Source organism: Fibrivirga algicola (assembly GCF_011742925.1).
Taxonomy (GTDB): domain Bacteria; phylum Bacteroidota; class Bacteroidia; order Cytophagales; family Spirosomataceae; genus Fibrella; species Fibrella algicola.
In genome coordinates, this window is the sequence record NZ_WAEL01000001.1 from 1,160,348 (window position 1) to 1,183,205 (window position 22,858).

Here is a 22,858-nt window from a genome sequence, read left to right on the forward strand (position 1 = left end):
AGATACAACGATTGACTGCTCAACACGACAAAACCTTCGTGTGTAGTCAGTTTATACGGTAAACGATTGACCTTCAATGGCCAGTTCGGTGGCTGGAAACTCATCCTGCGCCTCAACCAGAAACTCGTCGAACACCTTGTAACGTGATGAAAAGTGTCCGATAAGCAACTGACCAACATTGGCTTTCTGAGCCAGTTGGCCGGCCTGTCGGGCAGTGCAATGGTGCACCTCAGAGGCTCGCAGCCCGTTGTCGTCGCGGAAGGTGGCTTCGTGGTACAGCAGGTCAACTCCCTGTATTTGCTCGATGATCCGTTCATTATACCGGGTATCTGAGCAGTAGGCATACGCCCGTGGTTTGGGGCCGGGAGTTGTGTAATCGGTAGCCAGAAAAAGGGGTTGTCCTGCTTCGTCGAGCACATCGAGACCTTCTTTCAGCGCTTTCAGTACACTAACAGGTATGTCGGCGGGGAGCTTTTCGCGGAGTAACTTCGGCTTGGGCTGTTTTTCACGAAACAGGAAACCAGTGCAGCCAATGCCGTGATCGAGCGGAATGCTTTCGACGGTCAGGTTGGGCAGGTCAAGCAGTTGTGCGGGCTGGTGCGCATCGACCGCCTGGAAATGGAGGGGAAAGAAAAACTGTCCGTTCGAGACACGAAACGTAGTAGTGATGATTTCGTCGAGGCCGTGCGGACCGAAAAGGTACAGGTCTTCGGTCCTTCCGCCCATATTCAGGCTCGACAGCAGCGGCATCAACCCAAAATAATGGTCGCCGTGGAGGTGGCTAATGAAAATGTACTTCAACCGACTGGGCCGGGCACGCTGCTCGATGAGCCGGTATTGCGTGCCTTCGCCACAGTCGATCAGGAAATGATCATTGCTGTAGGTCACCAACTGAGCCGTCTGGTGGCGGTCCAGGGCGGGCGAGGCCGACCCTGAACCTAAAATTGTCACGGCAAAAGGTACCGCCGATGGCTTGTCAGCAACCGGATGGTCAACGTTCTGGCTCGAAGCTTTCGTCCAACTCTCCATCATACTCGTCGTCGGCTCCGCTACCGAAATCGTTTTCTAATTCGTTCATGAACACGGCGTCGATTGCTTCTTCCACCGTGGGTAAAATTGTGAGATCCGCAATGTTGGTCTCGTACAGAAAATCCGTCAGGTCATCATCTTTGGTTACCAGAACCAGCAGGCCCAACTCATTGCTACATTGCCGGTTGATCTTCCGGATAGCCATTACGCCGCTGTCATCGACGGTCCGGATGGTGGCCAGATCAACAATCAGGCGGCTGAATCCTTCACGAAACAGGCTCCGTGCTGTGGTTTCAAACTGGGCGGGTGCTTCTCCCGTAAATTGCCCTTCACTGGCGCGAAGCAGGGCGTACCGTTCCGTCTTCTCGATACTAAACTCCATTTATTCTGATGCGTTTTTTTAATTAGTACGAACACTTTTATCCAAGTAAGCCTGAATGGCGGCTTCAACGCGGGCATTGGCATCACCTCCACCGGTTGAGTTAAACGCCTGCCCGGTCACGGTTTCATAGAGCTCAATGTAACGGGCCGAAATCTGATCAATCCATTCGTCGCTCATTGGCGGAATCGTTTGCCCGTCTTTCCCCTGAAAGTTATTAGCAATAAGCCATTCTCTAACGAATTCTTTCGACAATTGTTTCTGCGCTTCACCCGACGCCAGCCGTTCAGCATACCCGTCGACGTAGTAATACCGGCTCGAATCGGGCGTATGCACTTCATCGATCAGGTAAATGGTGTCACCAATCCGGCCAAATTCATACTTGGTGTCGACCAGGATCAGGCCCCGTTCGCGGGCCATCTGGCTACCCCGCGCAAACAACGCCAGCGCGTATTGCTCCAACTGAACGTACTCGGCTTCACTCACCAGGCCACCGTCAATGATGGCCTCGCGCGAAATATCTTCGTCGTGGCCCTCGTGCGCCTTGGTCGTTGGCGTAATGATCGGCTGGGGCAACTGCTCGCTTTCCCGTAGACCGTCGGGCAGGGTAACGCCGCATAGCTCACGGCCCCCATCGCGGTAGGTACGCCAGGCATGGCCGGCCAGGTATCCCCGCACCACCATCTCGACCGGATACGGCTCGCAGGCCCGGCCTGCGCTCACATTCGGATCAGGTACGTCGATCAGCCAGTTGGGCACAATATCGGCGGTGGCCGCCAGAAAATGCGCTGCCGTCTGATTCAGTACTTGTCCTTTGTAGGGGATTGGCCGTGGCAAGACCACATCAAAAGCCGAAATCCGGTCAGATGCGATCATTACCAGCAGGGGGCCGCCGGGGTGATTGGCAAACGAGTACACGTCGCGAACTTTACCCTTGTAGTAGCCGGTTTGGCCGGGAAAGTTGAAATGGGTTTCCTGAATAGCAGGCATAGAAAAGGAAGTCGTAAGTCAAAAGAAATCCAAAGTCGGGAAAGTTAACTGACTAGGTCAGCCGCTCAATGATAATGGCCGATGCACCGCCGCCGCCATTACAGATGCCAACGGCTCCATAGCGGCCACCGCGCTGGTGCAGTACGTTTGTGAGGGTGGAAACGATGCGGGAGCCGGACGATCCCAGCGGGTGTCCCAGCGACACAGCGCCGCCGAACACGTTCAACTTCTCCTGGGGTACGTTCAGCACCTGACTGAACGCCAGCGGTACCACCGCAAACGCTTCGTTAATTTCAAAAAAATCGATCTGGTCAATGGTCAGTCCGGCCCGTTCCAGCGCTAGTGGTACGGCTTTGGTAGGCGCGGTCGTGAACCACTGCGGCTCCTGTTCGGCATCGGCATAAGCCACAATCCGGGCCAGGGGTTTCAGCCCCAGTTCGGCGGCTTTGGTGGCACTCATCAGCACCAGTGCCGACGCGCCATCGTTGATGGTCGAGGCGTTGGCTGCCGTAACCGTGCCGGTTTTAGTGAAGGCCGGTTTTAAAGTCGGAATCTTGTCGAAAAATACGTTTTTATATTCTTCGTCTTCACTGACCGTGACCGGTCCCTTACGGCCGGGCACCTCAACGGGCACAATCTCCGAAGCGAAGTGGCCGGCATTGGTTGTGGCTTCGGCACGTTGGTAGGACTGAATGGCGTAGGCATCCTGTTCTTCGCGGCTGATCTGGTATTTCTCGGCGGTGGCATCGGCAAAAACGCCCATAGCACACTGGTCATATACATCGATCAAACCATCTTTCGCCAGGCCGTCGACCAGCTCAGCGTTACCATATTTATAGCCGAACCGGGCCTTGGGTACGTAATAGGGTACGTTCGACATGCTTTCCATGCCGCCGGCTACGGCCACATCGACCAGGCCAAGCTGGATGCTCTGCGCCGCCAGCATGATTGATTTAGTACCCGATGCACATACCTTGTTGATGGTGGTGCAGGGAATGTTGGCGGGCAAACCAGCCTTCAGTGCGGCCTGTTTGGCGGGGGCCTGCCCCACGTTGGCCGAGACCACATTACCCATGTATACCTCCTGAACCTGATCGGGCGAAACGCCGGCCCGTTCAAGCGCGCCTTTAATGGCGGCTGCGCCCAGTTCGGTAGCCGACAGCGTAGATAGAGCGCCGCCGAAACTGCCGATTGGGGTTCGTACTGCCGAAATAATAACTACATCCTGCATAATTGATTGACTTGTCGAGTGTTGATGAATAAAAAAGGTTACCACCGGCCGGCCGGTTTGTCGGTGGTTGGTTTGGCGGCACGGCGACGGGCCAGTTCATACGGCAAATCGTCGGCTTGCAGGGCATCGAGTACCTGCCGGGCCTGTTCGTCAGAGAGTGTGGTGTTTCTGAGTCGGTTGAGCCGATCCTGCTGTTGCTCTGTTTTATCTACCTGTTGCCCCTGCACCGCTTCTGGCTGCGGCGTAGGCTGGGGTGTTGTCTGAACAGCTTTTTTTCGAGCCTGCTTACCGGAAAAACGTACCTTCAGGAGCTCAAAGTTCTGGCGGGCAATGCTGTTATCCGGGTCATTCAACAAGGCCGTGCGTAAGTGCCCCAGTGCGGCCGACGTATCTCTGCTGATGCAGGCCAACAAACTCAGTTGTGTGGCGGCAATGGCTGTCAACTGGGGTGTTGCTTCAGCCCCGCCCAGTTCATACTGGCGCTTCGCCGAAGCGTACTGACCTAACTTGAAATAGACATGCCCCAGGTTGATCCGTTCGCCAAGCAGGGGAGCCGGGCTGGTTTGTATAATGTAGCGGTAGTGCGTCAGGGCTTCCTGATAGCGACCCATCTTATACGCTAAAGCGGCCTGTTTACGCACCTGATTCCGACGGGAAACCAACCCCAGTTTAGTTTCGCCCACCATGGTATCGAACCAGGTGGCGAGGATAATCAGCAGACTTGCCAGGCGTACCAGAAGAAGCATAGTGAGGTCAAAAGTACGGAAATTTACCTGTCAGCCACGGGATTCTTACAGGCGAAGTGTGCGCACCGTGACGAGCACGTCCAGCATAACAAGAAAGAGCGCAATCCCCAAAAAGTAGTAGTACTTGTTGGTTGTCACGGTAACGCGCCGCTGATTGATGGTCCGGCCGGGCAGCGACCGCAAACCCGTGGCCAGGTCGTTGGCTAGGTGGTCGGTCAGATCATGGTACTGGCCCGACGTGGATTTTATCAACGACCGAAGAAAATCGCGGTTAAGGCGAGTATGGGCCAGTTGACCTTGTTCGTCGGTCAAAAAGGCTTTACCGTTACGCAGCACACTGCCGGCATCGGTGCCAATGCCGGCGGCAAATAGAGCGATGTCATACTGTACCAATCTGCTTAAGGTGGCTGGGGGGCAGGAGCCGAAATTTTCACCATCACTAAGCAACACAATGGCCCGGGTACGTTGCTGCGTGCTCGAATCGGCCACCATTTTATCTTTGGCCAGGTTGATGGCTTCGCATAGATTAGTGCCACCGCCCACGGCATCACTCCGTACGGCCTGCACCAATTGATTCAAGGCCTGGTGGTCGGATGTCAGCGGCGAGAGCACGTACGATTGATCAGACACCAGAATAAGACCAAACCGATCGGTCACTAATGAGTCGGTAAGCTGTTGCAGCATGAACTTGGCGCGTTCGAGGCGGGTGGGTGCTACATCCGTTGCATCCATGGACCGCGATACGTCGAGCAGCACAAAGACATCCCGACCCTGCGCCGACATGGCCCGGGTCGCTTCGCCAAACAGCGGGCCCATCAGGGCTATCAGCAACATGCCAACCGCAAGTGAACGAAGTACAAACTTGGGCACTACTGACCAGGGTGTAGTGCGTAGCTGCCTGGCCAACCGGAGGGTCCGTATGAAATAAACCGCGTATAGGACGATAAATAGCCCTATAACGCCTACTTCCGTTGGCGAGAATGAAAATAACCAGTTCATAAAAAAAAATTTACCTCGTTAGTCGGCAGGTAACCGCAGCGTCAGTAGACTCACTTCCAGATATTTGTACAATAGGCGCTTGTTTGATTGCTGATCCGGGTTGTGCGAAATTAGCTGGATTGTGAAGAAATTCTTGCTCTGGGATTGGGAAACGCATTTTCTCCTGCTATATTTGCATCCTCATCAGGCGGGAAACGGCAGGATGATCAGCCGAGTGGAGAGATGGGTGAGTGGCTGAAACCAGCAGTTTGCTAAACTGCCGTACCCGCAAGGGTACCGCGGGTTCGAATCCCGCTCTCTCCGCCACAGTACAGTTAATTAATTTTTTTAGTACCTTTGTCTGTCTGTTTTCGCCGGTGACAAACAAATAAACACCTCGGGGTGTAGCGTAGCCCGGTATCGCGCCTGCTTTGGGAGCAGGAGGTCGTAGGTTCGAATCCTGCCACCCCGACTAGTAAAGCCTGAAATCGTAGTGATTTCAGGCTTTTTCTTTTTACGTACACCTTACGCTTATTTACCTGTTGTTAGTCGCTCCTTATCAGGCAGTATCGGGCTAGTTGCAAAGTAGAAAAGGTAGAGTTACGTTGTCACAAAATGCTCGCGACTGTTTGCTACTTAGCTGTCTGCCGTAATTTTACAGTTGATTGTTTCAGTTGTTTAGGTATCATCCATTGGGCTTATTAGATATCGGAACAAGGAGATTAAGGCCGATTTTTCGGGAAAATTGGCCCTTTGTGCGTACTTTTGGGCATCGGGTTTTAGAACTGATCGACGCTGACGTCGGAAAGATTGTACATCAACTACCCTCACTTATCCTGGTCCCATAGCTCAGCTGGATAGAGCATCTTCCTTCTAAGAAGGCGGTCATTGGTTCGAATCCAATTGGGATCACTTGATTATCAGCCGTCTAGCTATACATGCTGGACGGCTTTTTTATTGCCTCGCCAGCAAACTCGCTCATAAGCTTTAAACCTGAACCAATCATGTGCAACACGTCCGGGTTGACTCAGGCTGGCAGGTATATCGGCTACGCCGGCAGGTAGATGGTAAACGTGGCGCCTTGCCCTGGCTGGCTGCTGGCCGTAATAACGCCTCCGTGGTTCAGTACCACTTTTTCGCAGATCGCCAGGCCAATTCCCGTTCCCGCAAATTCATTCTTGCTGTGTAGCCGCTGGAAAATCTGAAAGATGCGGGCGAGGTACTTTTCATCAAAGCCTATTCCATTGTCCGAGATGTCGATGCGATGATAGGCTGTTGCCAACTGGCTTGGTTTGGCCGACGCAGGCAGGCTGTTGGGCGTAATAAGCTGGCTGGTTATGCATACAATGGGTGATACACTTGGTTTGTGAAATTTAAGTGCATTTGATAGCAGGTTTTGAAAAAGTTGCCCCAATTGAGAGGGATCGCCGATGATGGTGGGTAGGCAGGGTACGTCGATCCGAGCGCCGGTTTCCGCTATAGGTAATTCCAGATCGATCAGCACTTGGTTGACAATATTGGTTAAGTCAACAGAGAGTGTGTTGTTCTGGAGCGTTGAAATACGCGAAAAGCTTAGTAGATCTTTGATTAACGACGACATTCGGCTGGCCGCCATCTGCATTCGTTGCAGGTATTGCAGACCATCGCCGAGCTGAGTGCCGTGATGCACCTGTAACAAGTCACCGAATTGCTGCACCTTTCGAAGGGGCTCCTGCAGATCGTGACTGGCGATATAGGCAAACTGCTGCAAGTTTTTGTTGCTGCGATCAAGTTGGTCAATCTTGGTTTGTAGTTCATGCTGGTACTTTTTCAGGGGGGTGATGTCCTGAAACGTCACCGTTAAGCCTTTCTCAAGTCGCGAGAGCACTATGTACAGCCACACCGGATTGGCAGCCGTTTCGTAGCGAAATTCCAATGGCTCTGACTTTCCAGAATGAATGATGTTGACCAGGCGATCTGTTAAATTGCTTAACTCCGATAGGCCAGGTAGCGCGGATAGGCGTTCACCCACCAGCGACGTTGAGCTGAGGTGGAGGAGTTCATTGACAGCCGTGTTCGCGTAAGCGATTTTAAAATCGATCACACGACCGTCTTCTTTGATCGGCTGCAGATTAACGATACCATTGCGTGTGGTATTCATGATGGACTCCAAAAATCCTTCCAATAGCCGCCGTTGTTTGTTGAGCGATCGATTGGCCAGAAATGTGGCGATCAGGATGCTCAGGGCCAACACCGAAAAAATAGTGGAAAACAGGTTGGTCTGGGCGGTCGATTGGGTGAGGTCATACTGACGGTCTTTCAACAAGGTGTTTTCGTAGGCGATGGCCTGGTTGATCAACCGATGAATTGTAAACAGGTCGTTTAGTCGCCACCCCTGGCCAGATTTTATGATTTCGACAATGTTGTTTTCGAGAAGTACCTCCCAGTGCCGGTCAATCAACGCCGTAATCTGATCAACTCGTTTGCGCTGGACGGTGTCTTCCTGAGCCAGAGATTGAAGCAGGATAAGCTCGGCATTCACCTGCGACATTTCCTCACGGTAGAGCCGGTAATAATTAGGAGGTGCAACGCGGGCAGCGGCCGGACTATAAATCTGAGCAGATTTCAGGTGATTAGACAAACCCTCTAACCGAGTAATTAGCTCACGCGTGTGATCGACAGCGGCAATGTAATCTTTCATTCGGCTAAAGCTCAGACGATCAATACTAATGACCGATACCAGCAGTGCTAAAGCCAGCAGAAAAGGAGACAGGGTTTTAACATTCATGGGGGCCAGGTACGTTGGGCAGTCGAAGAGGGATAGGTGCTATATGCCCTAGCTGGTAGGTATAATAGTACCCCAAAGCTAAGTTAGTTTGCACGATTCAGGCGAACCCACCCCGAAAACTACTGGCATCTTGCCGGCCGTCGACGAACTTGATTAAACGTGACCAATTAACTGAGTGAATTTACCGACTGAAAGTGCCTGAGATAGCGCGCAGCACGTGATTTACCACCTGCGGGGGGGCAACAAGCTATACGGGGAGTCTGCGGCTCAGCGCTTGCTGTTTACGGGTTGTGGCCGCGTAAAAGGAGGTTGCCGTAGCAATTGAAAAGCGTCTTCGTCGCCAAGCAGTACGGCCCGGCGGAGGTCATTTTCGGCCTGGCTGATCTGCCGCAGCTGGATGCGGGCCACGGCCCGCCATCGGTACGCGTCGGGGCGCTCATCGCGGATATGCCAAACGGCCTTATCGAATTCCCGGAAAGCTTCGGTATACTGTTCGACGCTGTAGAGCGCAATACCCCGGTCAAGGTAGCAATCGGCCAGGGTGTTGTCGATGCTGATAGCCTGGGTAAGATCGTAGATGGCGGAGTAGTGATTGGCCAGTTGAAGCTGACATTTGCCGCGCCATGCGTACGCCACGGCCGATTTGGGGTATTTCAGGACGGCATCATTGAAATAATCAAATGCCGTTTCAATGTGTCGCTCTTTGACAAGCCGAATGCCTTCCTGAAACCGTTTGGCGTCTTTTTCAGAGGCCGTTTCGTGGTCAATCAGGTAATAGCGCATTACCAGATAAACTACGAACAATAAACCCAGTAGTGCAATTTCCATACCGCTACTCTCTTTATTCAGCTTGCTAAATTACGAATTGACGATCAAACAAGCAGGCGTTGAACAGCCTCTGTTTATGCAGCACCAGACAGGGCTTCGCGACTGGCTTTCGGTAGGCCTGCCACCACTCGTTCATACGAATGATCGATGAGTTCGCGAATGAGGCTATCGCGCAGTGACCCATCGGACGTAACCGTATTCCAGTGCGTTTTATTCATGTGAAATGCGGGCTGAATAGCCTCGTGTACTTCACGAAGTTCAACAGCCCGTTCCGGGTCGCATTTCAAACTAACGCGCATAGGCCTGGCCTCTATATCCGACAGGGCAAACATTTTGCCTGCTACTTTAAATACCAGTGTGAATTCGTCGAATGGTAACGACTCCGTTGTGGCAGGTTTGCTCAGGCAATAATCGCGTAGTTCGTCAAATGTCATCGTAAGAAAGCGCGGTAGAGCATCACCAGGATACAAAACAGGAACATAACGATCGAGATCCGGTTGATCCCATGCATCATGCGCAGGTTTACATTGCTGGGATGATTGGGGTCGGGCTTGCGGAAGACCCGCAAGAAGTAATTGAATACAGGCCCAATTTTGAGATAATCAGCTAAACGGCTCACAGAAAGTGTGTTTATCGTTTGAAATTTGAGGAAAGGGTAACTGCCAATAGGCCGTACCCTTCCACTTATAAAGCCAAATAATGGGCGAAAAGGTTTGCCTGTTCGCCTGTATTTTCCACGGTTAGGGTTAAAATGCAGCCGCTTGTGACGGCTCCAGCCAGCGGCCATCCTCCCGGATCAGTTCAATAAGCTCGTCGACAGCATTGGCTGCCGGTACCGATTTTTTCATTACCTGCTGACCCCGATATAAAGCAATCTTGTCGCGCCCGATACCCACGTAGCCGTAATCGGCATCGGCCATCTCGCCGGGGCCATTCACGATACAACCCATAATGCCGATTTTCACGCCTTTCAGGTGGTCGGTCCGTTGGCGGATATGGGCGGTAGTTTCCTGCAAATCGAACAGCGTGCGGCCGCAAGACGGGCAGGAGATGTACTCGGTTTTGGTGATGCGCGTTCGGGCAGCCTGCAAAATGCCAAAGGCCAGCCCGTTCAACTGCTTCAGTTCGTCGCTATGAGTTGCCTGCAAGAGCACCCCATCGCCAAAGCCGTCGACCAGCAACCCGCCAAGGTCGGTGGCTGCGTAGAGCGGCAGGTCAACGGTGGGTACGTTGGTGTACCCGCGCATAACCACCATGGGCAAGGTCAGTTCACGGTTCACAAGGTCGACAAACAGCCGCCGTAATTCGGGCATGGCGTGCGTGTTATCTGTACGGGCCACACCCACAATGTTGCGGTCGCTACGGAGCGCGTCTGTTAGTTCGTCGGTCAGATCGGCCAGGGTAAACTGCACGAAGTTAAGCCGGATATGGAGTCCCTGTGGCCGCGCCCGCGCTGTCAGATACTCCGAGGCCGTCAGCATGGGGTGGTTGTTCAACTGGTCGGTCTGGGCGTTCCATACCGCATAGTTCTGTATTTCCTTCAGCCCGTTTGGCAGCATGAACCCGGCCGGTACGTTACCCGTGTAGAGGTAGTCGGCTCCCAGGTCGTTCATGGCCCATTTGTCGGGTTCGGGCAGGTAAAAATGGCCGATGGCCTTTAGCTCATTAGTGGTCTGAACGGGCGTCTGGCTGTAATCGGCGATAACCCTGGGTACGTTAGTCCCGCCAAAATTGGCTACGTCGTGCGTTTGCCGACGGCTGTACTGGAATGGGTTATAGGGGAGTTCCGTCAGGGCGGGAATCGGGCTGGCCGTTTGTGCGCGGGTTGTATACCGGTCAATCAGCGCTTTCGCCACGGGGGCTTCCAGTTCAGGGTCTTCGGTGAGCGATACTCGTACGGTGTCGCCCAGGCCATCTTCCAGCAACGTACCAATACCCAGCGCCGACTTGATTCGACCGTCTTCAGCCTCGCCTGCTTCGGTCACGCCGAGGTGCAGTGGATACGGTTTCAGCCCCTCTTCGTCGAGCCGCTGCACCAGCAGCCGGTACGCCTGCACCATCACCTGCGGGTTGCTCGACTTCATCGACAGCACGATGTTGTAATAATGCTCGTCCTCGCAGATTCGCAGAAACTCAAGCGCCGACTCTACCATGCCGACGGGTGTATCGCCATATCGACTCAAAATCCGATCAGAGAGCGAGCCGTGGTTGGTACCAATTCGCATGGCGGTGCCGTATTCTTTACAGATGCGCACCAGCGGCAAAAATTTTTCCCGAATCCGTTCCAGTTCCGCCGCATACGAATCGTTGGTATACTCGATATGTTCGAATCGCTTGCGGTCGGCGTAGTTACCGGGATTGATCCGCACTTTTTCAACCACCCGGGCCGCCAGTTCGGCCGCGTTGGGGGTGAAGTGAATGTCGGCTACCAGCGGCGTTGTGTAGCCACGCGCCCGCAGCTCTTTGCGGATATTTTCCAGGTTCTGAGCCTCTTTTACGCTGGGGGCCGTAATCCGGATGTATTCGCAGCCTGCCTCAATCATCCTGATCGACTGCTCAACCGAACCAATCGTGTCCATCGTATCGATGGTCGTCATCGACTGCACCCGGATCGGATAAGCCGACCCCATGGGTACGTTGCCAATGTTGACAGTAACGGTCTCGCGCCGACTGTATTCGGTTAGTGAGGGCGCATAAAGGCGTGGTGTTTCAGGGGCATCGCCGGTGAGGGCACGGGTGAGAAAATCGAGCATACGAATGGCTTATAGAGCGCCGCAAAGGTAACACAAACTACTGCATGGCTGTTCACCTCACCGCAGCTGGGGACGGTCCGCCGCTGCGGTGAGGTGAAACCGCTTGTTATCTTTGCGCTATGTATCCAGAAACAGCAAGACTAGCGCAGGCGCCTTCGCCCTGCTTTGTACTCGATGAAGCCAAACTCCGGCAAAATCTTCAACTGATCGACGCCGTACAGCGCGAAGCAGGGGTGACGATTATTCTCGCTTTGAAAGGTTTTTCCATGTTCAGTGCCTTTCCCCTCGTTCGTGAATACCTGAGCGGTGCTACGGCCAGTAGTCTCAACGAAATTAAACTTGTCAACGAATACATGGGCGTACCGGCCCACGCCTACGTACCTGCCTACCGCGACGATGAGTTCGACGAAATCCTCAGCCGAAGCAGCCACGTCACCTTCAATTCCTGGACACAGTGGGAGCGATTTAAGGAAAAAGTGGCGGAAAAGGAGGGAGGAGAGGCCGTTTTGCCTGAGCAAAATGCACTGGCCAGCGAAGCTCATCGTTCTTCTCCTTCCTTCGGCATCCGCGTCAACCCGCAGTACTCGGAAGTAGCCACCGACATGTACAATCCCTGTGTGCCGGGGTCACGGCTGGGCGTCACGCGCGACAAACTACCCGACCAGCTACCCGTTGAACTAGAGGGATTGCACTTCCACACTCTGTGCGAGAATGACTCGTTTACGCTGGAACGCACCCTGGCAGCGCTGGAAGAAAAATTCGGTGATCTGCTTCGGCAGGTGAACTGGGTGAACATGGGAGGTGGGCACCTGATGACCCGCGAAGGCTACGACACCCAGCACCTGATTGGCCTGCTCAAAGCGTTCCGTGAAAAATACGACGTGGAGGTAATCATGGAGCCCGGTTCTGCCATTGGCTGGCAAACAGGCGTACTCGTCAGCACCGTTCTCGATGTGTTCGACAGTCAGGGCATCGCCGTAGCGGTACTCGACACTTCGTTTGCTGCCCACATGCCCGACACCCTGGAAATGCCCTACAAGCCGCGCATCCGCGACGCGTATCAGGAGCCCGTGGCCGATAAACCAACCTACCGCCTCGGCGGCATGACCTGTCTGGCCGGTGACTTCATGGGCGATTATAGCTTCGATGAGCCCCTGAAAGTGGGCGACCGGATCATTTTCGAAGACATGATTCACTACACCATGGTTAAAACCAGCACCTTCAACGGCGTTAACCTTCCCGCCATTGGTATTGCCAAAGAAGACGGCAGTTTCCAGCTCATCCGGGAGTATGGGTACGAGAGCTTTAAAGATCGATTATCGTAGCAGGGGTTTTTGGTTTGCGGGTTATCGTTGGGCTGCTTATCCAACAAATTGCGGATAGCAGCGCAACGACAACCCGCAACCCGCAAACCAAAAACGTTAAACTCGTTCTTATCTTCATCACTATGGAAAACATCCTTCCCGTTCCGCAACACAAAAACAAGCCCGGCACCAGCACCGGGCAGCAATTTTGGCATCACGGCGACAAAACCATTGATTCGTATTCGCCCACCGATGGTAGCCTGATTGCCCGTGTGTACGCCAGCACCCGCGCCGACTACGACCGGGTTGTGGAAACCGCTCAGTCTGCCTTTGCCGAATGGCGGCTCGTGCCCGCTCCCCGGCGGGGCGACATTGTTCGGCAGATGGGCGACCAGTTTCGGCTTTATAAAAGCGATCTGGGCAAGCTGGTAAGTTTCGAAATGGGTAAATCGTTGCAGGAGGGGCTTGGCGAAGTGCAGGAGATCATCGACATCTGCGATTTCGCCGTGGGCCAGTCGCGGCAGCTTTATGGCCTTACCATGCACTCCGAACGGCCCGCTCACCGCATGTATGAGCAGTACCACCCGCTGGGCATCGTCGGCATCATTTCGGCCTTTAACTTCCCCGTTGCCGTCTGGTCATGGAACGCTATGCTCGCCTGGGTATGCGGCGACGTGTGTATTTGGAAACCGTCGGAGAAAACACCGCTGACGGCCCTTGCCTGCCAGCAGATTATTCAGGACGTCTTGCGGAACAACGACGTACCTGAGGGCGTGTCGTGCCTGATCTCGGGTGGCCGCGATGCGGGTGAATGGCTGGCCCACGACCCCCGCGTGGCCCTCGTGTCGGCTACGGGTAGTACCCGCATGGGCAAGGCCGTTGGCGTAGCCGTAGCCGAACGACTGGGCCGCAGCTTGCTGGAACTGGGCGGCAACAACGCCATCATTGTCTCGCCCCATGCCGACCTCGACCACGCCATCCCGGCCATCGTATTTGGCGCCGTGGGTACGGCCGGTCAACGGTGCACCACAACCCGTCGCCTCATTGTGCACCAGAGTATGCTGTCCGAAGTACGTACCCGGCTGGCCCGTGCCTACGCCCAGCTTCGCATCGGCGACCCACTCGACGCCAACATGCATGTGGGGCCCCTGATCGATAAAGACGCTGTCACCAGTTACCAAAAGGCTATTGCCGACATCCGGGCTGCGGGTGGCACCTTCATTGTGGAGCCGGGCGTACTGGAAGGGCCTGGTTACGAGTCGGGCTGTTACGTGAAACCCTGCGTGGCCGAGGCCGATAATAACTGGCCGGTAGTGCAGCGTGAGACGTTTGCCCCCATTTTGTACGTTATCCCGTATACTACTCTCGACGAAGCGATCGCCCTGCAAAACGGCGTACCGCAAGGCTTATCGTCGGCTATTTTCAGCCTGAACCTGCGCGAAGCCGAGCAATTTCTGTCAGTGGCCGGGTCAGATTGTGGCATCGCCAACGTCAACATCGGCACATCGGGTGCCGAGATTGGCGGGGCATTTGGCGGCGAAAAAGAAACCGGCGGCGGTCGCGAATCGGGCTCCGACGCCTGGAAAGCCTACATGCGGCGCCAGACCAACACCATCAACTACGGCACAACCATGCCACTCGCGCAGGGTATTACGTTTGAGCTGTAAGGGGAAAGGGCCAGAGGAATAGGCAGACCGTCTTTTGTTTAGCTACTCTTCTGGCCTGACTCCATTTACGTGTGTATCCAATAGCGCTGCTCGGCGTCTTACACACATGCTCACCATTCGTATTGACCAGAAAGACCCAGCCTTGCTGGCAGTCCTGTTTCCGGAAGACACCCTGGCCAACAACCAGATTCGCAACGTACCCGGCCGACGGTGGAGCTATACACGCCGGTGCTGGCTCGTGCCCAACACGCGGGAGTCGGTGGTGCTGCTTGGCCGGTTGTTTGGCAAAGAATACTGCCGGTTCGACGAAGCCATTGTCCGGCTCTACAAACCAGCCGCCACCCACACCGACGTTGACCAGGCAACCTGTCCGCCCTGGCCCCCCAAGCAGGTGCTACATTGCGAACTGGAGCGACCACCTAAGCCTTTTCGGTATGCTCCGGTCGCTGGCATATACGATGCCCACCCCGTGGTTGTGGCCCTGTCTGACCTGATGCGTGTCCGGAACTATAGCCCCAAGACGATCAAGAACTATAAGCAGGCCCTTATTTCGCTTGTTCAGTTCATTGGCCAAAAGCCGCTCGATGCGCTCACCAGAGCCGACTTCCATACGTACCTGCTGTTCCTGCGCGACAAACGCTGCCTCAGTAGTTCATCCATCAACGTACACATCAACGCCTGGAAGTTCTATCAGGAAAAAATGCTGCTGCGCGACAAGACGTATTACGACATTGAGTACCCCCGGCTAGCCAGTCCGTTGCCATCTGTTTACAGCGTAGCCGAAGTAAAAGCCATTTTCGACGCTACTACCAGCCTGAAGTACCGTACCCTGTTCCGTGTCGTGTATGCCACGGGCCTTCGACTCGCCGAAGTAGCCCATCTGCGCCTGATAGCCATCGATCGTCAGCGGAGTTTGATTCACGTAAAATCGGGAAAGGGCAAAAAAGACCGTATCGTGATGTTATCGCCTAAACTGCTAACCCATCTCAACGAGTATATCCGGTTGTATACGCCCCGAACGTACCTGTTCGAAAATGCTTTGATGAACGAGCCGCTAGCCAAACGGACGATCCAGCATGTGTACAGTGAAACGGTTCGGTTCGCCGGCATCAGGAAGAAAGGAGGGATTCATACCCTGCGCCACAGCTTCGCCACGCACCTGCTGGAATCGGGCACCGACATCCGGTACATCCAGCAACTCCTTGGTCACGAAAGCATCCTGACCACCATGCGCTACACCCACGTCACCGCCGACAAGATCAGCGCCATCAAAAGTCCGGTCGACGATCTGCTGTAGTCCGATGCGGCCTAAGCATTGGGCGTAACTGCGACAGGCTATAAAAGCGGCTTTTAAGCACGTACCCAGCCGTGTAGCGCAGGATAATCCGCTTATTCTGCCACAGCCGCCCACGGGTGTCGAATCGGTACAATCGTTTGTCGTTCCCGAAGAAATAATTTGGAAACCCGTCGATATCCCAAACCCGCTCAACCTGTTGGTAGCTAGGTAAATGCTTCGTCATGTTCTTCGTACAATTGTTTGGTAAGCGAAGATCGACTTTTACTTACTAAAACCAGTTTATCGCTGGATGTACACACCTTCGGCTAAGTGCTGTACAGTAGTAAAAATAAGGTAGTCAGCGTTCAGACCAATAGTGGTACACCATTAAGAAGACCGTGACTGAACGAACTGGCTCCTGGGGCGTTTAACTTATCAACCTAACCTGGTGGTGCTCTGAACCAGACTGAAGCTACTCGTATCAGTCTGGTTCAGGGTACTCACCCGGACATGGGCTACTTCAACGTATAATCGTGCAGTCTGTCTGTTCTGATAAATGCCTTTAACGTACCTATTTCCTGGCCCTCGCTCAAGCCAAAGGGCCTGATGGTGTAGGCACCCACCGAGGCCGGCACGATGAATGTTTCGGCGTAATGAACGACGAAGGGGACAAACGCATCCGACGGACTTTCTACAACGGCTTCGTCGCCTTCAATCAGGTTGATTACGTTAACGACGCCCTGCGTATGATGAGAAACCGTCGTTGAAAACCAGTGACGACGGGTCTCAATGAATGAGTCTTCATCAAGCCCTGTACGCTCTTCCCGCCAGCCGTCACCACGCCCGATCTCCTCAATCTGATTGAGCAGGTTATCTTTTGTCCATTGGGTTGTCCGGTCCCACTGAATGTTGTTTTTCCCGTGTTCGAGGGAGATTGGCCGGGGTTGTCCGTCCAAGCCTGTCCGGCCCCAATCCCAGAGTTTGAAGGTGAAGTTGAAGGGGGTTGCACTGATCTCCAGCACAACGCTGTTGGCGCCCGAGCAGTGAACGGTACCGGCCGGAATCAGGGCGTGATCATGCTTTTTAATGGGCCATTTTTTAACGTACTTCTCAGCATCGAAATCAACATCGCCATGCTGCGCCTTTTCCAGATCACCGATCATGTCGGTAGAACTGATGTTTTCTTTTAACCCCAGGTACACGCAGGCATCCTCTTTGGCTTCCAGAAAATAATAGCTTTCGTTCTGGGTATATCCCATGCCAAATTTCTCACGCATGTACTCGTGCAGGGGATGAACCTGTAGGCTAAGATTGCCACCTTCGACGGTATCCAAGAAGTCGAAGCGGATAGGAAACTCGGCGCCAAACGCATTAAAAACGGCTTCGCCAAGCAATTCGACCGGGTGGCTGAAGACTACATCGATCGAGGGGATCTCGAACGTTTCGCCGTCGAAATTGTAAAGCAGGCTGTTCTCCTCGGGGACGCAGTCGAACCCCCAGGCATAGTTAACAGCCGACCGGTCCAGATCGCATACTTCTTTCAGCCACTGACCACCCCAGGGGCCTGGATCAAAGAATGGAACCACCCGAAAGGGCCGCTGAGCGGTGAGTGCCATGGCGTTTCGGAGGGCCGAGCCGCTGATCAGCTTGGGCGTTTTTTCGAGGGTCGTGTCAATCACGTAATCCCAGCGATCCATATTTTGCATTTTGTGACGGTCCAGCACCTTCCAGTCCACGTAGAACGCCCGTTTATACTGGTATGCAAATACCGCGTCGGCATTGTTAGCACCCAGATTACCTACCCTGTTCTTGCGGAATCGAAGCTGAATTTCCCACCGAGGCATATCCGCGTATAACAGCAGATCGGGTTGATCGACGAACAGCGCGGCCCCGACACCTACAATCAGCACAACGCCGTCTGCAACGCCTTGAATCCTTTTTTGGCAGGAAGCCAGTTTGGTATCGTCAAAAAAGGCCGACAGCTCAAACGGGCAAACGTACCCAAACACCGGATCGTCTGTCACGAAGTCGTTGACGAGGGCATCTATTTCGGACTGGCTACGCAGGACCTGGCTCGTTTCAACGATCGTCAGCTTGTCTGCCAGTGTGCTTAAGCCAGCGATCATCTCGTTAGTATACACGCCCAGGTACGTGTCTATGGCCACGATCGTTTTGGCTCGATCGGTAGGTCGAATGCTATCTCGCAGGACTGAGACTATCGGTTCCCAACCCGTAGTGCAGGTTTCCCCTTCTACAGCAATGCTGGGGAATTTGTCGAAGATTGATGGTGTTAACACGTTCATATATCAAGGTTGTATGCTAAAGTGGCGACGCCCAGCAGTGCTGCGGAGTCGGATAATATGCCTGGCACAACGGCCACCTTGCCCCAAGTGGCCCAGGCGTTTTGATTCAGGCGCTGCTGAATCGGGGGAATAATAACATCGCGGCTGGCCATTACCCCTCCGCCCAGAATAAGTACGTCAGGATCGTATACCTGCACCAGGTTGTACGCGCAGGCGGCCCAAACATCAATGCTTTCATTCCGTAGGGAAGTTGCCAGGGCGTCTCCCTGCCGGGCACAGCGGAAAACAGCTTCATAGTCGACGGTATCGTACTGGCAAAGCGAGCTTTGTGGGTACGTTGCATGCGCCGTGGCCCGCTGGTTCAGGCTCCAGGTCGACGCTTCGGCCTCAGCGCAGCCAACGGTGCCGCAGTTGCATTGGTTACCATGGGTATTGATGACCACGTGCCCACCCAGAATGCCCGCCTGAAAATGCTTGCCGCGCAACAGTCGACCTTCAATAACAGCCGACGTGCCGATGCCGGTGCCGAGCGTCATCAACACGACGTTATCGTAGCCTCGTCCGCTGCCATATTGCCATTCGCCTAGTAGCGCTGCCCGGGTATCATTTTCCAGATAGAGCGGTAAGCCCCAGGTTTCGTGCGCCCAGGCAAGTAGGTCTAGCTCGGGCGCGTCACTGTACTTGCTATTGATCGTCAGCACCCGTTTGTGGATCGGATCAACAATACCCGGTATGGCAATGCCGACGCCAATCAAATCATCAATAGTCAGGCGGGCCTGGGCCAACAGGTTCTTTATGGCTGTTTCAATTTGGGGTAACCGGGATCGTAACCCTTGACCTGACTGCGAATCCATTTGGTGGGTCAGTAAGACGGTCCCTGCGCTAACTAGCCCCAGTTTGATACGGGTCCCTCCCAGGTCGATGGCAATAACTGCTTTTTCTGCCATGTGCGCTTATCGTTTTGTTTCCCGTTCTTTTTCCAGCAGGCTTAAGCGTGCGTATAACTCGGCGATGCACGCCTGATCCAGCAACCATTTTGGTTTAGCCAGTTCCTTGGGATCGGGCATCCAGCTATGCGTGACCAGTCCATACTTGTCGCGGGAGTGTTGCCAGGCGTAATCGAGCGAGTTTTTAATCCCGGTTACGTACCGATAGTCGCCATTGACCCGGTAGAGCGCATCATAACCCCTGAACAGCACCGTAACAAACCAGGGCAAATCGATCTGAATGGCCATTGGTGACGGATGCGGGCGCTTGTCGAAGTGAACGAACGTATCCCTGGCCAGCTTTTCGGCCTGGTGGAGGTACTGTTTGTCGCCGGTAAACTGATAGAGCAGCACGGCTGCTTCGAGCATGGAGCCCGAGTTGTACGTATAAAAAACCCGGTTTACCACACCCGTTGCCTTGCGGTCATTAGCATACACACCGGTCGAATCGAGCAGATTGGTGTGCATCCAGTTGTAAAATTTCTGGCCCCATTTCAGGTAATATGGGTCTTTTGTGCCCTGATACAGCTTCAGCGCCGTGAGGGTAGCCATGCCGTTGGAGCAGGCTGGTTTTTGATCCCGATGGCCCTCCAGCCACGTGACACCACCGCCCAGCTCATCGTCCCATCCACTCAGAATGAACGCAAAAACAGCCTTCGCCCTCGTCAGGTACAGTGGGTTCCGGGTGTTCAGGTACGCTTCCATGTAGTCGATGCCCACCAGCCCGTTGTCATCATAATACCGGTCTGATTTTTCGAACTGAACCGGATAGGCCTGGTAGCCGATGGGCGAACGGCTGGTGTCGCGGTATTTCTCCATACCAGCCACCAGACTGTCCAGATAAAGTAATTGATGTTTCCGTTCCGATGGCGTTTTCAGTAGCACATTGGTCGCGGAAAACAGGCCGGAAAAGGGCCAGAGAAAACTAACCGCCTTTTCCTTAACGCCACCACCCTGCATGTAGGTCAATGAATCGACCTGATTCGACGGGTAGTTTTCGGAGAACAAGGTGTAGGCAGGTACCCTGTACCGGTTCCATACATTCTGGTAGCTTTCCCGCGCCCGGCTCAGGTAAACAGCTGAGGGTTTAGGCGATTGCCCTTCCGCCGTCTGACAAATGAAAAACCCGCTGATTACCGTTAGCCCGACAACGTACCTGGCCCATTTTTGACTCAAAATCAACTTCATTCCTATTTTGTTGAGTATGGTTGTCTGTAACGCGCCCCTTACTGGGCCGAAGGCGGGGGCGTTTGAATCCCCCAGTTCGTATTAGGCTGGCTACCCATCACGAAGGTGAGTTTACCGCCTTTCATCAGTTCATCGCGGTAGAGCCAGCAATTTGACAGGGCTTTACCGTTGAAGGTCGCCGACTGCACATACACGTTCTGGGCGGAGTTGTTTTTGGCTTCAATCCGAAGCTGTTTGCCGTCGCCCAGCCGGATGGTGGCCTTTTCGAAGACAGGGCTTCCCAGCTCAACGATTGGTCGTAGATCCGTGAATCCTTTCACGTCGAACAAGCCAAGGGCAGCCATTACATACCACGAACCCAGCTGACCCTGATCTTCGTCCTGCCCATACCCGTAGCCGTGAATGGGTTCGGTGCCGTAAAATTCATCGCAGATCGCCCGCGTCCATTTTTGGGTGAGCCACGGTTTTTTCGAGAAGTTAAAGAGCCAACTGATGTGCAGATTGGGCTGATTGCCGTGATTATAGATCGACTTGATGCCGGCAAAGGCATCGATCTCTTTACCGCCCCCAAAGCCATTTTTCTGCGCCGCTGTGAAGATGCTGTCGAGTCGGTTGTTGAAGGTGGTTTCGCCGATGGCCTCGATCAGCGCCTTGGGATTCTGTGGCACGAAAAAGGTGTACTGCACGGCATTTCCTTCCTGGAAACCCCGCCAGGGTTCGTACGGATCGAACTTACTGATGAATGTGCCATCCGCTTTTTTGGGCCGAACCAGCTTTTGACCCGGTTCGTACAAGAGCTTCCAGCCGTTGGAGGCCTTCAGGAATTGCTGGTAGTCGGGCTGCTTACCCATTGCTTTGGCCAGTTGGGCAGCTGCAAACGCGCTGAAACTGTACTCCAGCGTATGGGAGGCTGCAAAGTGCGAACCCGTCGAATCGGTTTTATCCGCGTCGAGGTAGGGAACGTACCCACGCTTTACAAAGGCCTCCACATCCAGCTTACCCGAACCTACGGGGCGATTATGCCCGCTGAGTTCGTTGGCCCGAATGGCCTGATACGCCAGATTGGTATCGTAATCCCGAATGCCCGCCTGATACGCCCCGGCAATGGCTAGCCCGACGAAATTGGTGCCCACGCCCGAGACGAAGTTGCTGTTGGCAATGCCATCACCAAACCAGCCGCGTTCCTTATAGACCGCCAGCTGGGTCTGCACAAAATCAGTATATCGCTCCGGATACGACAGTGCCCATAACTGGGTCAGGTTCCAGTAGCCGCCCCAGATGGCGTCTGTGTTGTAAAAATTATAGCTGAATTTTCCGTTTTTATCGCGGGGGAGCTGACCAATACCTCCATCGTGCCGAGGATAAGAGCCGTTCACGTCGTTGGCGATTCCACGGCCCAGGAGAGCATGGAACAGGCCCGTGTAGAATTTAACCTTATTGGTTTCGTTGCCCTCCACAGCTAACTTTCCCAGTTCGGTTTGCCACGTTTGCTTCGCCCGTTTTCTCGCTGTTTCAAAGGTCAATCCCGTTGCTTCGGCCTCAAAATTCGCCTTCGCGTTGGTAATAGATGTATACGATAAGCCTACTTTCAACTCGATGGCCTCGTTGGCATTGGTGGCGTATTCCAGGAAAAGTCCAGCTCCCTTTCCGGTAGCTTCGCGGCTGTTTTGCCGAACACCAGTGTCTGAGAAAGCGCCAACCGACCGTGGTTTTTTGCTCACTTCACCCCAGATGTACATCGACACTTGACCATTTGCATCGTAGGTCTTTACGTATTTTGGGTACGTCGTAACAAAGCCCTCAAAGTGGGTTTCGTCGGTCATTTTGATACTTGACTTTCGTACTTCCCCGCTTTCACCCTGTACATTGCCGATGTCTAATAGCACCCTCGACTGGTCGTTTTTGGGGAATGTATATCGGTGGAAACCGACATGGCTGGTCGCGGTGAGTTCAGCGGTGATCTGATAGTCGTCTAGCAAGACTTTGTAGTAGCCAGGTGCGGCCACCTGATTCTTGCGGTCGAATCTGGACCGGTAACCGCTATCAGGGTTCTCAAGATCACCGGGTTTTACTTTCAACTCACCGGTGGTTGGCATGAAGCTTACGCCACCAACCTGCCATTCGTGAAAGTGGACAAAGCCTTCAATGGAGTTGTGCCGGGTATCGTATCCTACTGCTTCCCAGCCCTGATTGTTGCCGTAATGTCCGTTCGTAGACGGGGCTAGTTTGGCCATGCCGTGGGGCACGGCAGCGGGCGTATAGAAGAACCACCGGCTGTGGGCCGTGCCGATGTTAGGATCAACGTACCGGAGCACGTTTTGCCCTTTTACCGCACAGGAGGTCAGCAGGGCAATGAGGATCAGAGAGGGAAAAAGGGTGATGCTTTTCAGTTGTTTCATTCCAGAATAGATTGAATGGAGGCTGTTTAATGAG

At 53.9% G+C, this 22,858-nt stretch carries 19 protein-coding genes and 3 tRNA genes; 6 read left to right on the forward strand and 16 right to left on the reverse strand.

The window, feature by feature from the left end; genetic code table 11:
- Nucleotides 1–51: 51 nt before the first annotated feature.
- From F7231_RS04825 to F7231_RS04850, 6 genes are read right to left on the reverse strand one after another with little or no spacing between them, the layout of a single operon-like run.
- Entirely contained in the window at nt 52–1,029 is a 978-nt protein-coding gene (locus F7231_RS04825) for a ribonuclease Z (RefSeq protein WP_166691192.1), read from the reverse strand.
- On the reverse strand, nt 992–1,411 hold the full coding sequence (locus F7231_RS04830; RefSeq protein ID WP_085414439.1) for an STAS domain-containing protein: 420 nt from the start codon (nt 1,409–1,411) through the stop codon (nt 992–994). Before F7231_RS04830 ends, F7231_RS04825 begins: the two co-directional genes overlap by 38 nt.
- Before the next feature lie 18 nt (nt 1,412–1,429).
- The gene (locus tag F7231_RS04835) at nt 1,430–2,398 is read right to left on the reverse strand and encodes a phosphoribosylaminoimidazolesuccinocarboxamide synthase (protein ID WP_166691088.1); all 969 of its coding nucleotides are present in this window, start codon (nt 2,396–2,398) and stop codon (nt 1,430–1,432) included.
- 52 nt (nt 2,399–2,450) lie between these two features.
- The gene (locus tag F7231_RS04840) at nt 2,451–3,629 is read right to left on the reverse strand and encodes an acetyl-CoA C-acyltransferase (RefSeq protein ID WP_085414437.1); all 1,179 of its coding nucleotides are present in this window, start codon (nt 3,627–3,629) and stop codon (nt 2,451–2,453) included.
- Between the two features lie 38 nt (nt 3,630–3,667).
- Nucleotides 3,668–4,375: a hypothetical protein gene (locus F7231_RS04845; RefSeq protein ID WP_085414436.1), complete on the reverse strand. Its 708-nt coding sequence runs from the start codon at nt 4,373–4,375 to the stop codon at nt 3,668–3,670.
- Nucleotides 4,376–4,420: 45 nt separating this feature from the next.
- Nucleotides 4,421–5,374, reverse strand: coding sequence for a vWA domain-containing protein (locus tag F7231_RS04850; RefSeq protein WP_166691089.1), 954 nt, complete (start codon nt 5,372–5,374; stop codon nt 4,421–4,423).
- 216 nt (nt 5,375–5,590) lie between these two features.
- On the opposite strand from F7231_RS04850, the gene F7231_RS04855 reads away from it, so the two are divergent.
- From F7231_RS04855 to F7231_RS04865, 3 genes are all read left to right on the forward strand, one after another.
- Nucleotides 5,591–5,680 (forward strand) — tRNA-Ser (locus F7231_RS04855).
- 71 nt (nt 5,681–5,751) lie between these two features.
- Nucleotides 5,752–5,825, forward strand: a tRNA-Pro gene (locus F7231_RS04860).
- Between the two features lie 366 nt (nt 5,826–6,191).
- Nucleotides 6,192–6,265 (forward strand) — tRNA-Arg (locus F7231_RS04865).
- A gap of 136 nt (nt 6,266–6,401) precedes the next feature.
- On the opposite strand, the gene F7231_RS04870 is transcribed toward F7231_RS04865, so the two are convergent.
- The 5 genes from F7231_RS04870 to ispG form a co-directional block, all read right to left on the reverse strand.
- Nucleotides 6,402–8,120, reverse strand: coding sequence for a sensor histidine kinase (locus F7231_RS04870; RefSeq protein WP_166691090.1), 1,719 nt, complete (start codon nt 8,118–8,120; stop codon nt 6,402–6,404).
- Between the two features lie 267 nt (nt 8,121–8,387).
- On the reverse strand, nt 8,388–8,948 hold the full coding sequence (locus F7231_RS04875; RefSeq protein ID WP_085414434.1) for a tetratricopeptide repeat protein: 561 nt from the start codon (nt 8,946–8,948) through the stop codon (nt 8,388–8,390).
- A 74-nt stretch (nt 8,949–9,022) separates the two neighbouring features.
- Complete coding sequence (locus tag F7231_RS04880) at nt 9,023–9,382, reverse strand: MmcQ/YjbR family DNA-binding protein (RefSeq protein ID WP_085414433.1); 360 nt, start codon at nt 9,380–9,382, stop codon at nt 9,023–9,025.
- Nucleotides 9,379–9,567 (reverse strand): DUF6728 family protein, encoded by a 189-nt coding sequence (locus tag F7231_RS04885; RefSeq protein WP_085414432.1) that lies wholly within the window; start codon nt 9,565–9,567, stop codon nt 9,379–9,381. The genes F7231_RS04880 and F7231_RS04885 overlap by 4 nt, the downstream gene beginning before the upstream one ends.
- 127 nt (nt 9,568–9,694) lie before the next feature.
- The gene (gene ispG / locus F7231_RS04890; RefSeq protein ID WP_166691091.1) at nt 9,695–11,701 is read right to left on the reverse strand and encodes a (E)-4-hydroxy-3-methylbut-2-enyl-diphosphate synthase; all 2,007 of its coding nucleotides are present in this window, start codon (nt 11,699–11,701) and stop codon (nt 9,695–9,697) included.
- 119 nt (nt 11,702–11,820) lie between these two features.
- On the opposite strand from ispG, the gene nspC reads away from it, so the two are divergent.
- The 3 genes from nspC to F7231_RS04905 all read left to right on the forward strand — a co-directional run bounded on the left by nspC (nt 11,821) and on the right by F7231_RS04905 (nt 15,969).
- On the forward strand, nt 11,821–13,026 hold the full coding sequence (nspC, locus tag F7231_RS04895) for a carboxynorspermidine decarboxylase (RefSeq protein WP_166691092.1): 1,206 nt from the start codon (nt 11,821–11,823) through the stop codon (nt 13,024–13,026).
- A gap of 122 nt (nt 13,027–13,148) precedes the next feature.
- Complete coding sequence (gene amaB / locus F7231_RS04900) at nt 13,149–14,672, forward strand: L-piperidine-6-carboxylate dehydrogenase (protein WP_166691093.1); 1,524 nt, start codon at nt 13,149–13,151, stop codon at nt 14,670–14,672.
- Between the two features lie 106 nt (nt 14,673–14,778).
- A complete protein-coding gene (locus F7231_RS04905) occupies nt 14,779–15,969 on the forward strand; it encodes a tyrosine-type recombinase/integrase (protein WP_166691094.1) in 1,191 nt (396 codons plus the stop codon).
- On the opposite strand, the gene F7231_RS04910 is transcribed toward F7231_RS04905, so the two are convergent.
- From F7231_RS04910 to F7231_RS04930, 5 genes are all read right to left on the reverse strand, one after another.
- Nucleotides 15,941–16,192, reverse strand: a complete 252-nt coding sequence (locus tag F7231_RS04910; RefSeq protein ID WP_085414427.1) for a hypothetical protein — start codon at nt 16,190–16,192, stop codon at nt 15,941–15,943. The two genes, F7231_RS04905 and F7231_RS04910, sit on opposite strands and share 29 nt — an antisense overlap.
- Before the next feature lie 271 nt (nt 16,193–16,463).
- Nucleotides 16,464–18,251: a class I mannose-6-phosphate isomerase gene (locus tag F7231_RS04915; protein ID WP_166691095.1), complete on the reverse strand. Its 1,788-nt coding sequence runs from the start codon at nt 18,249–18,251 to the stop codon at nt 16,464–16,466.
- Nucleotides 18,248–19,198, reverse strand: a complete 951-nt coding sequence (locus tag F7231_RS04920; protein ID WP_166691096.1) for an ROK family protein — start codon at nt 19,196–19,198, stop codon at nt 18,248–18,250. The genes F7231_RS04915 and F7231_RS04920 overlap by 4 nt, the downstream gene beginning before the upstream one ends.
- A gap of 6 nt (nt 19,199–19,204) precedes the next feature.
- Nucleotides 19,205–20,425, reverse strand: coding sequence for a glycoside hydrolase family 76 protein (locus F7231_RS04925; RefSeq protein WP_229369571.1), 1,221 nt, complete (start codon nt 20,423–20,425; stop codon nt 19,205–19,207).
- Between the two features lie 38 nt (nt 20,426–20,463).
- Complete coding sequence (locus tag F7231_RS04930; protein WP_166691097.1) at nt 20,464–22,824, reverse strand: GH92 family glycosyl hydrolase; 2,361 nt, start codon at nt 22,822–22,824, stop codon at nt 20,464–20,466.
- Between the last annotated feature and the right edge of the window lie 34 nt (nt 22,825–22,858).

Bases quoted from the DNA above. Each gene is read 5' to 3' on its own strand.
- F7231_RS04930 (WP_166691097.1), bottom strand. From the start codon at position 22,824: ATGAAACAACTGAAAAGCATCACCCTTTTTCCCTCTCTGATCCTCATT.
- F7231_RS04915 (WP_166691095.1), bottom strand. From the start codon at position 18,251: ATGAACGTGTTAACACCATCAATCTTCGACAAATTCCCCAGCATTGCT.
- F7231_RS04835 (WP_166691088.1), bottom strand. From the start codon at position 2,398: ATGCCTGCTATTCAGGAAACCCATTTCAACTTTCCCGGCCAAACCGGC.
- F7231_RS04910 (WP_085414427.1), bottom strand. From the start codon at position 16,192: ATGACGAAGCATTTACCTAGCTACCAACAGGTTGAGCGGGTTTGGGAT.
- F7231_RS04845 (WP_085414436.1), bottom strand. From the start codon at position 4,375: ATGCTTCTTCTGGTACGCCTGGCAAGTCTGCTGATTATCCTCGCCACC.
- nspC (WP_166691092.1), top strand. From the start codon at position 11,821: ATGTATCCAGAAACAGCAAGACTAGCGCAGGCGCCTTCGCCCTGCTTT.
- F7231_RS04870 (WP_166691090.1), bottom strand. From the start codon at position 8,120: ATGAATGTTAAAACCCTGTCTCCTTTTCTGCTGGCTTTAGCACTGCTG.
- amaB (WP_166691093.1), top strand. From the start codon at position 13,149: ATGGAAAACATCCTTCCCGTTCCGCAACACAAAAACAAGCCCGGCACC.
- F7231_RS04875 (WP_085414434.1), bottom strand. From the start codon at position 8,948: ATGGAAATTGCACTACTGGGTTTATTGTTCGTAGTTTATCTGGTAATG.
- F7231_RS04840 (WP_085414437.1), bottom strand. From the start codon at position 3,629: ATGCAGGATGTAGTTATTATTTCGGCAGTACGAACCCCAATCGGCAGT.
- F7231_RS04825 (WP_166691192.1), bottom strand. From the start codon at position 1,029: ATGGAGAGTTGGACGAAAGCTTCGAGCCAGAACGTTGACCATCCGGTT.
- F7231_RS04925 (WP_229369571.1), bottom strand. From the start codon at position 20,425: ATGAAGTTGATTTTGAGTCAAAAATGGGCCAGGTACGTTGTCGGGCTA.
- F7231_RS04850 (WP_166691089.1), bottom strand. From the start codon at position 5,374: ATGAACTGGTTATTTTCATTCTCGCCAACGGAAGTAGGCGTTATAGGG.
- F7231_RS04905 (WP_166691094.1), top strand. From the start codon at position 14,779: ATGCTCACCATTCGTATTGACCAGAAAGACCCAGCCTTGCTGGCAGTC.
- F7231_RS04920 (WP_166691096.1), bottom strand. From the start codon at position 19,198: ATGGCAGAAAAAGCAGTTATTGCCATCGACCTGGGAGGGACCCGTATC.
- F7231_RS04880 (WP_085414433.1), bottom strand. From the start codon at position 9,382: ATGACATTTGACGAACTACGCGATTATTGCCTGAGCAAACCTGCCACA.
- ispG (WP_166691091.1), bottom strand. From the start codon at position 11,701: ATGCTCGATTTTCTCACCCGTGCCCTCACCGGCGATGCCCCTGAAACA.
- F7231_RS04830 (WP_085414439.1), bottom strand. From the start codon at position 1,411: ATGGAGTTTAGTATCGAGAAGACGGAACGGTACGCCCTGCTTCGCGCC.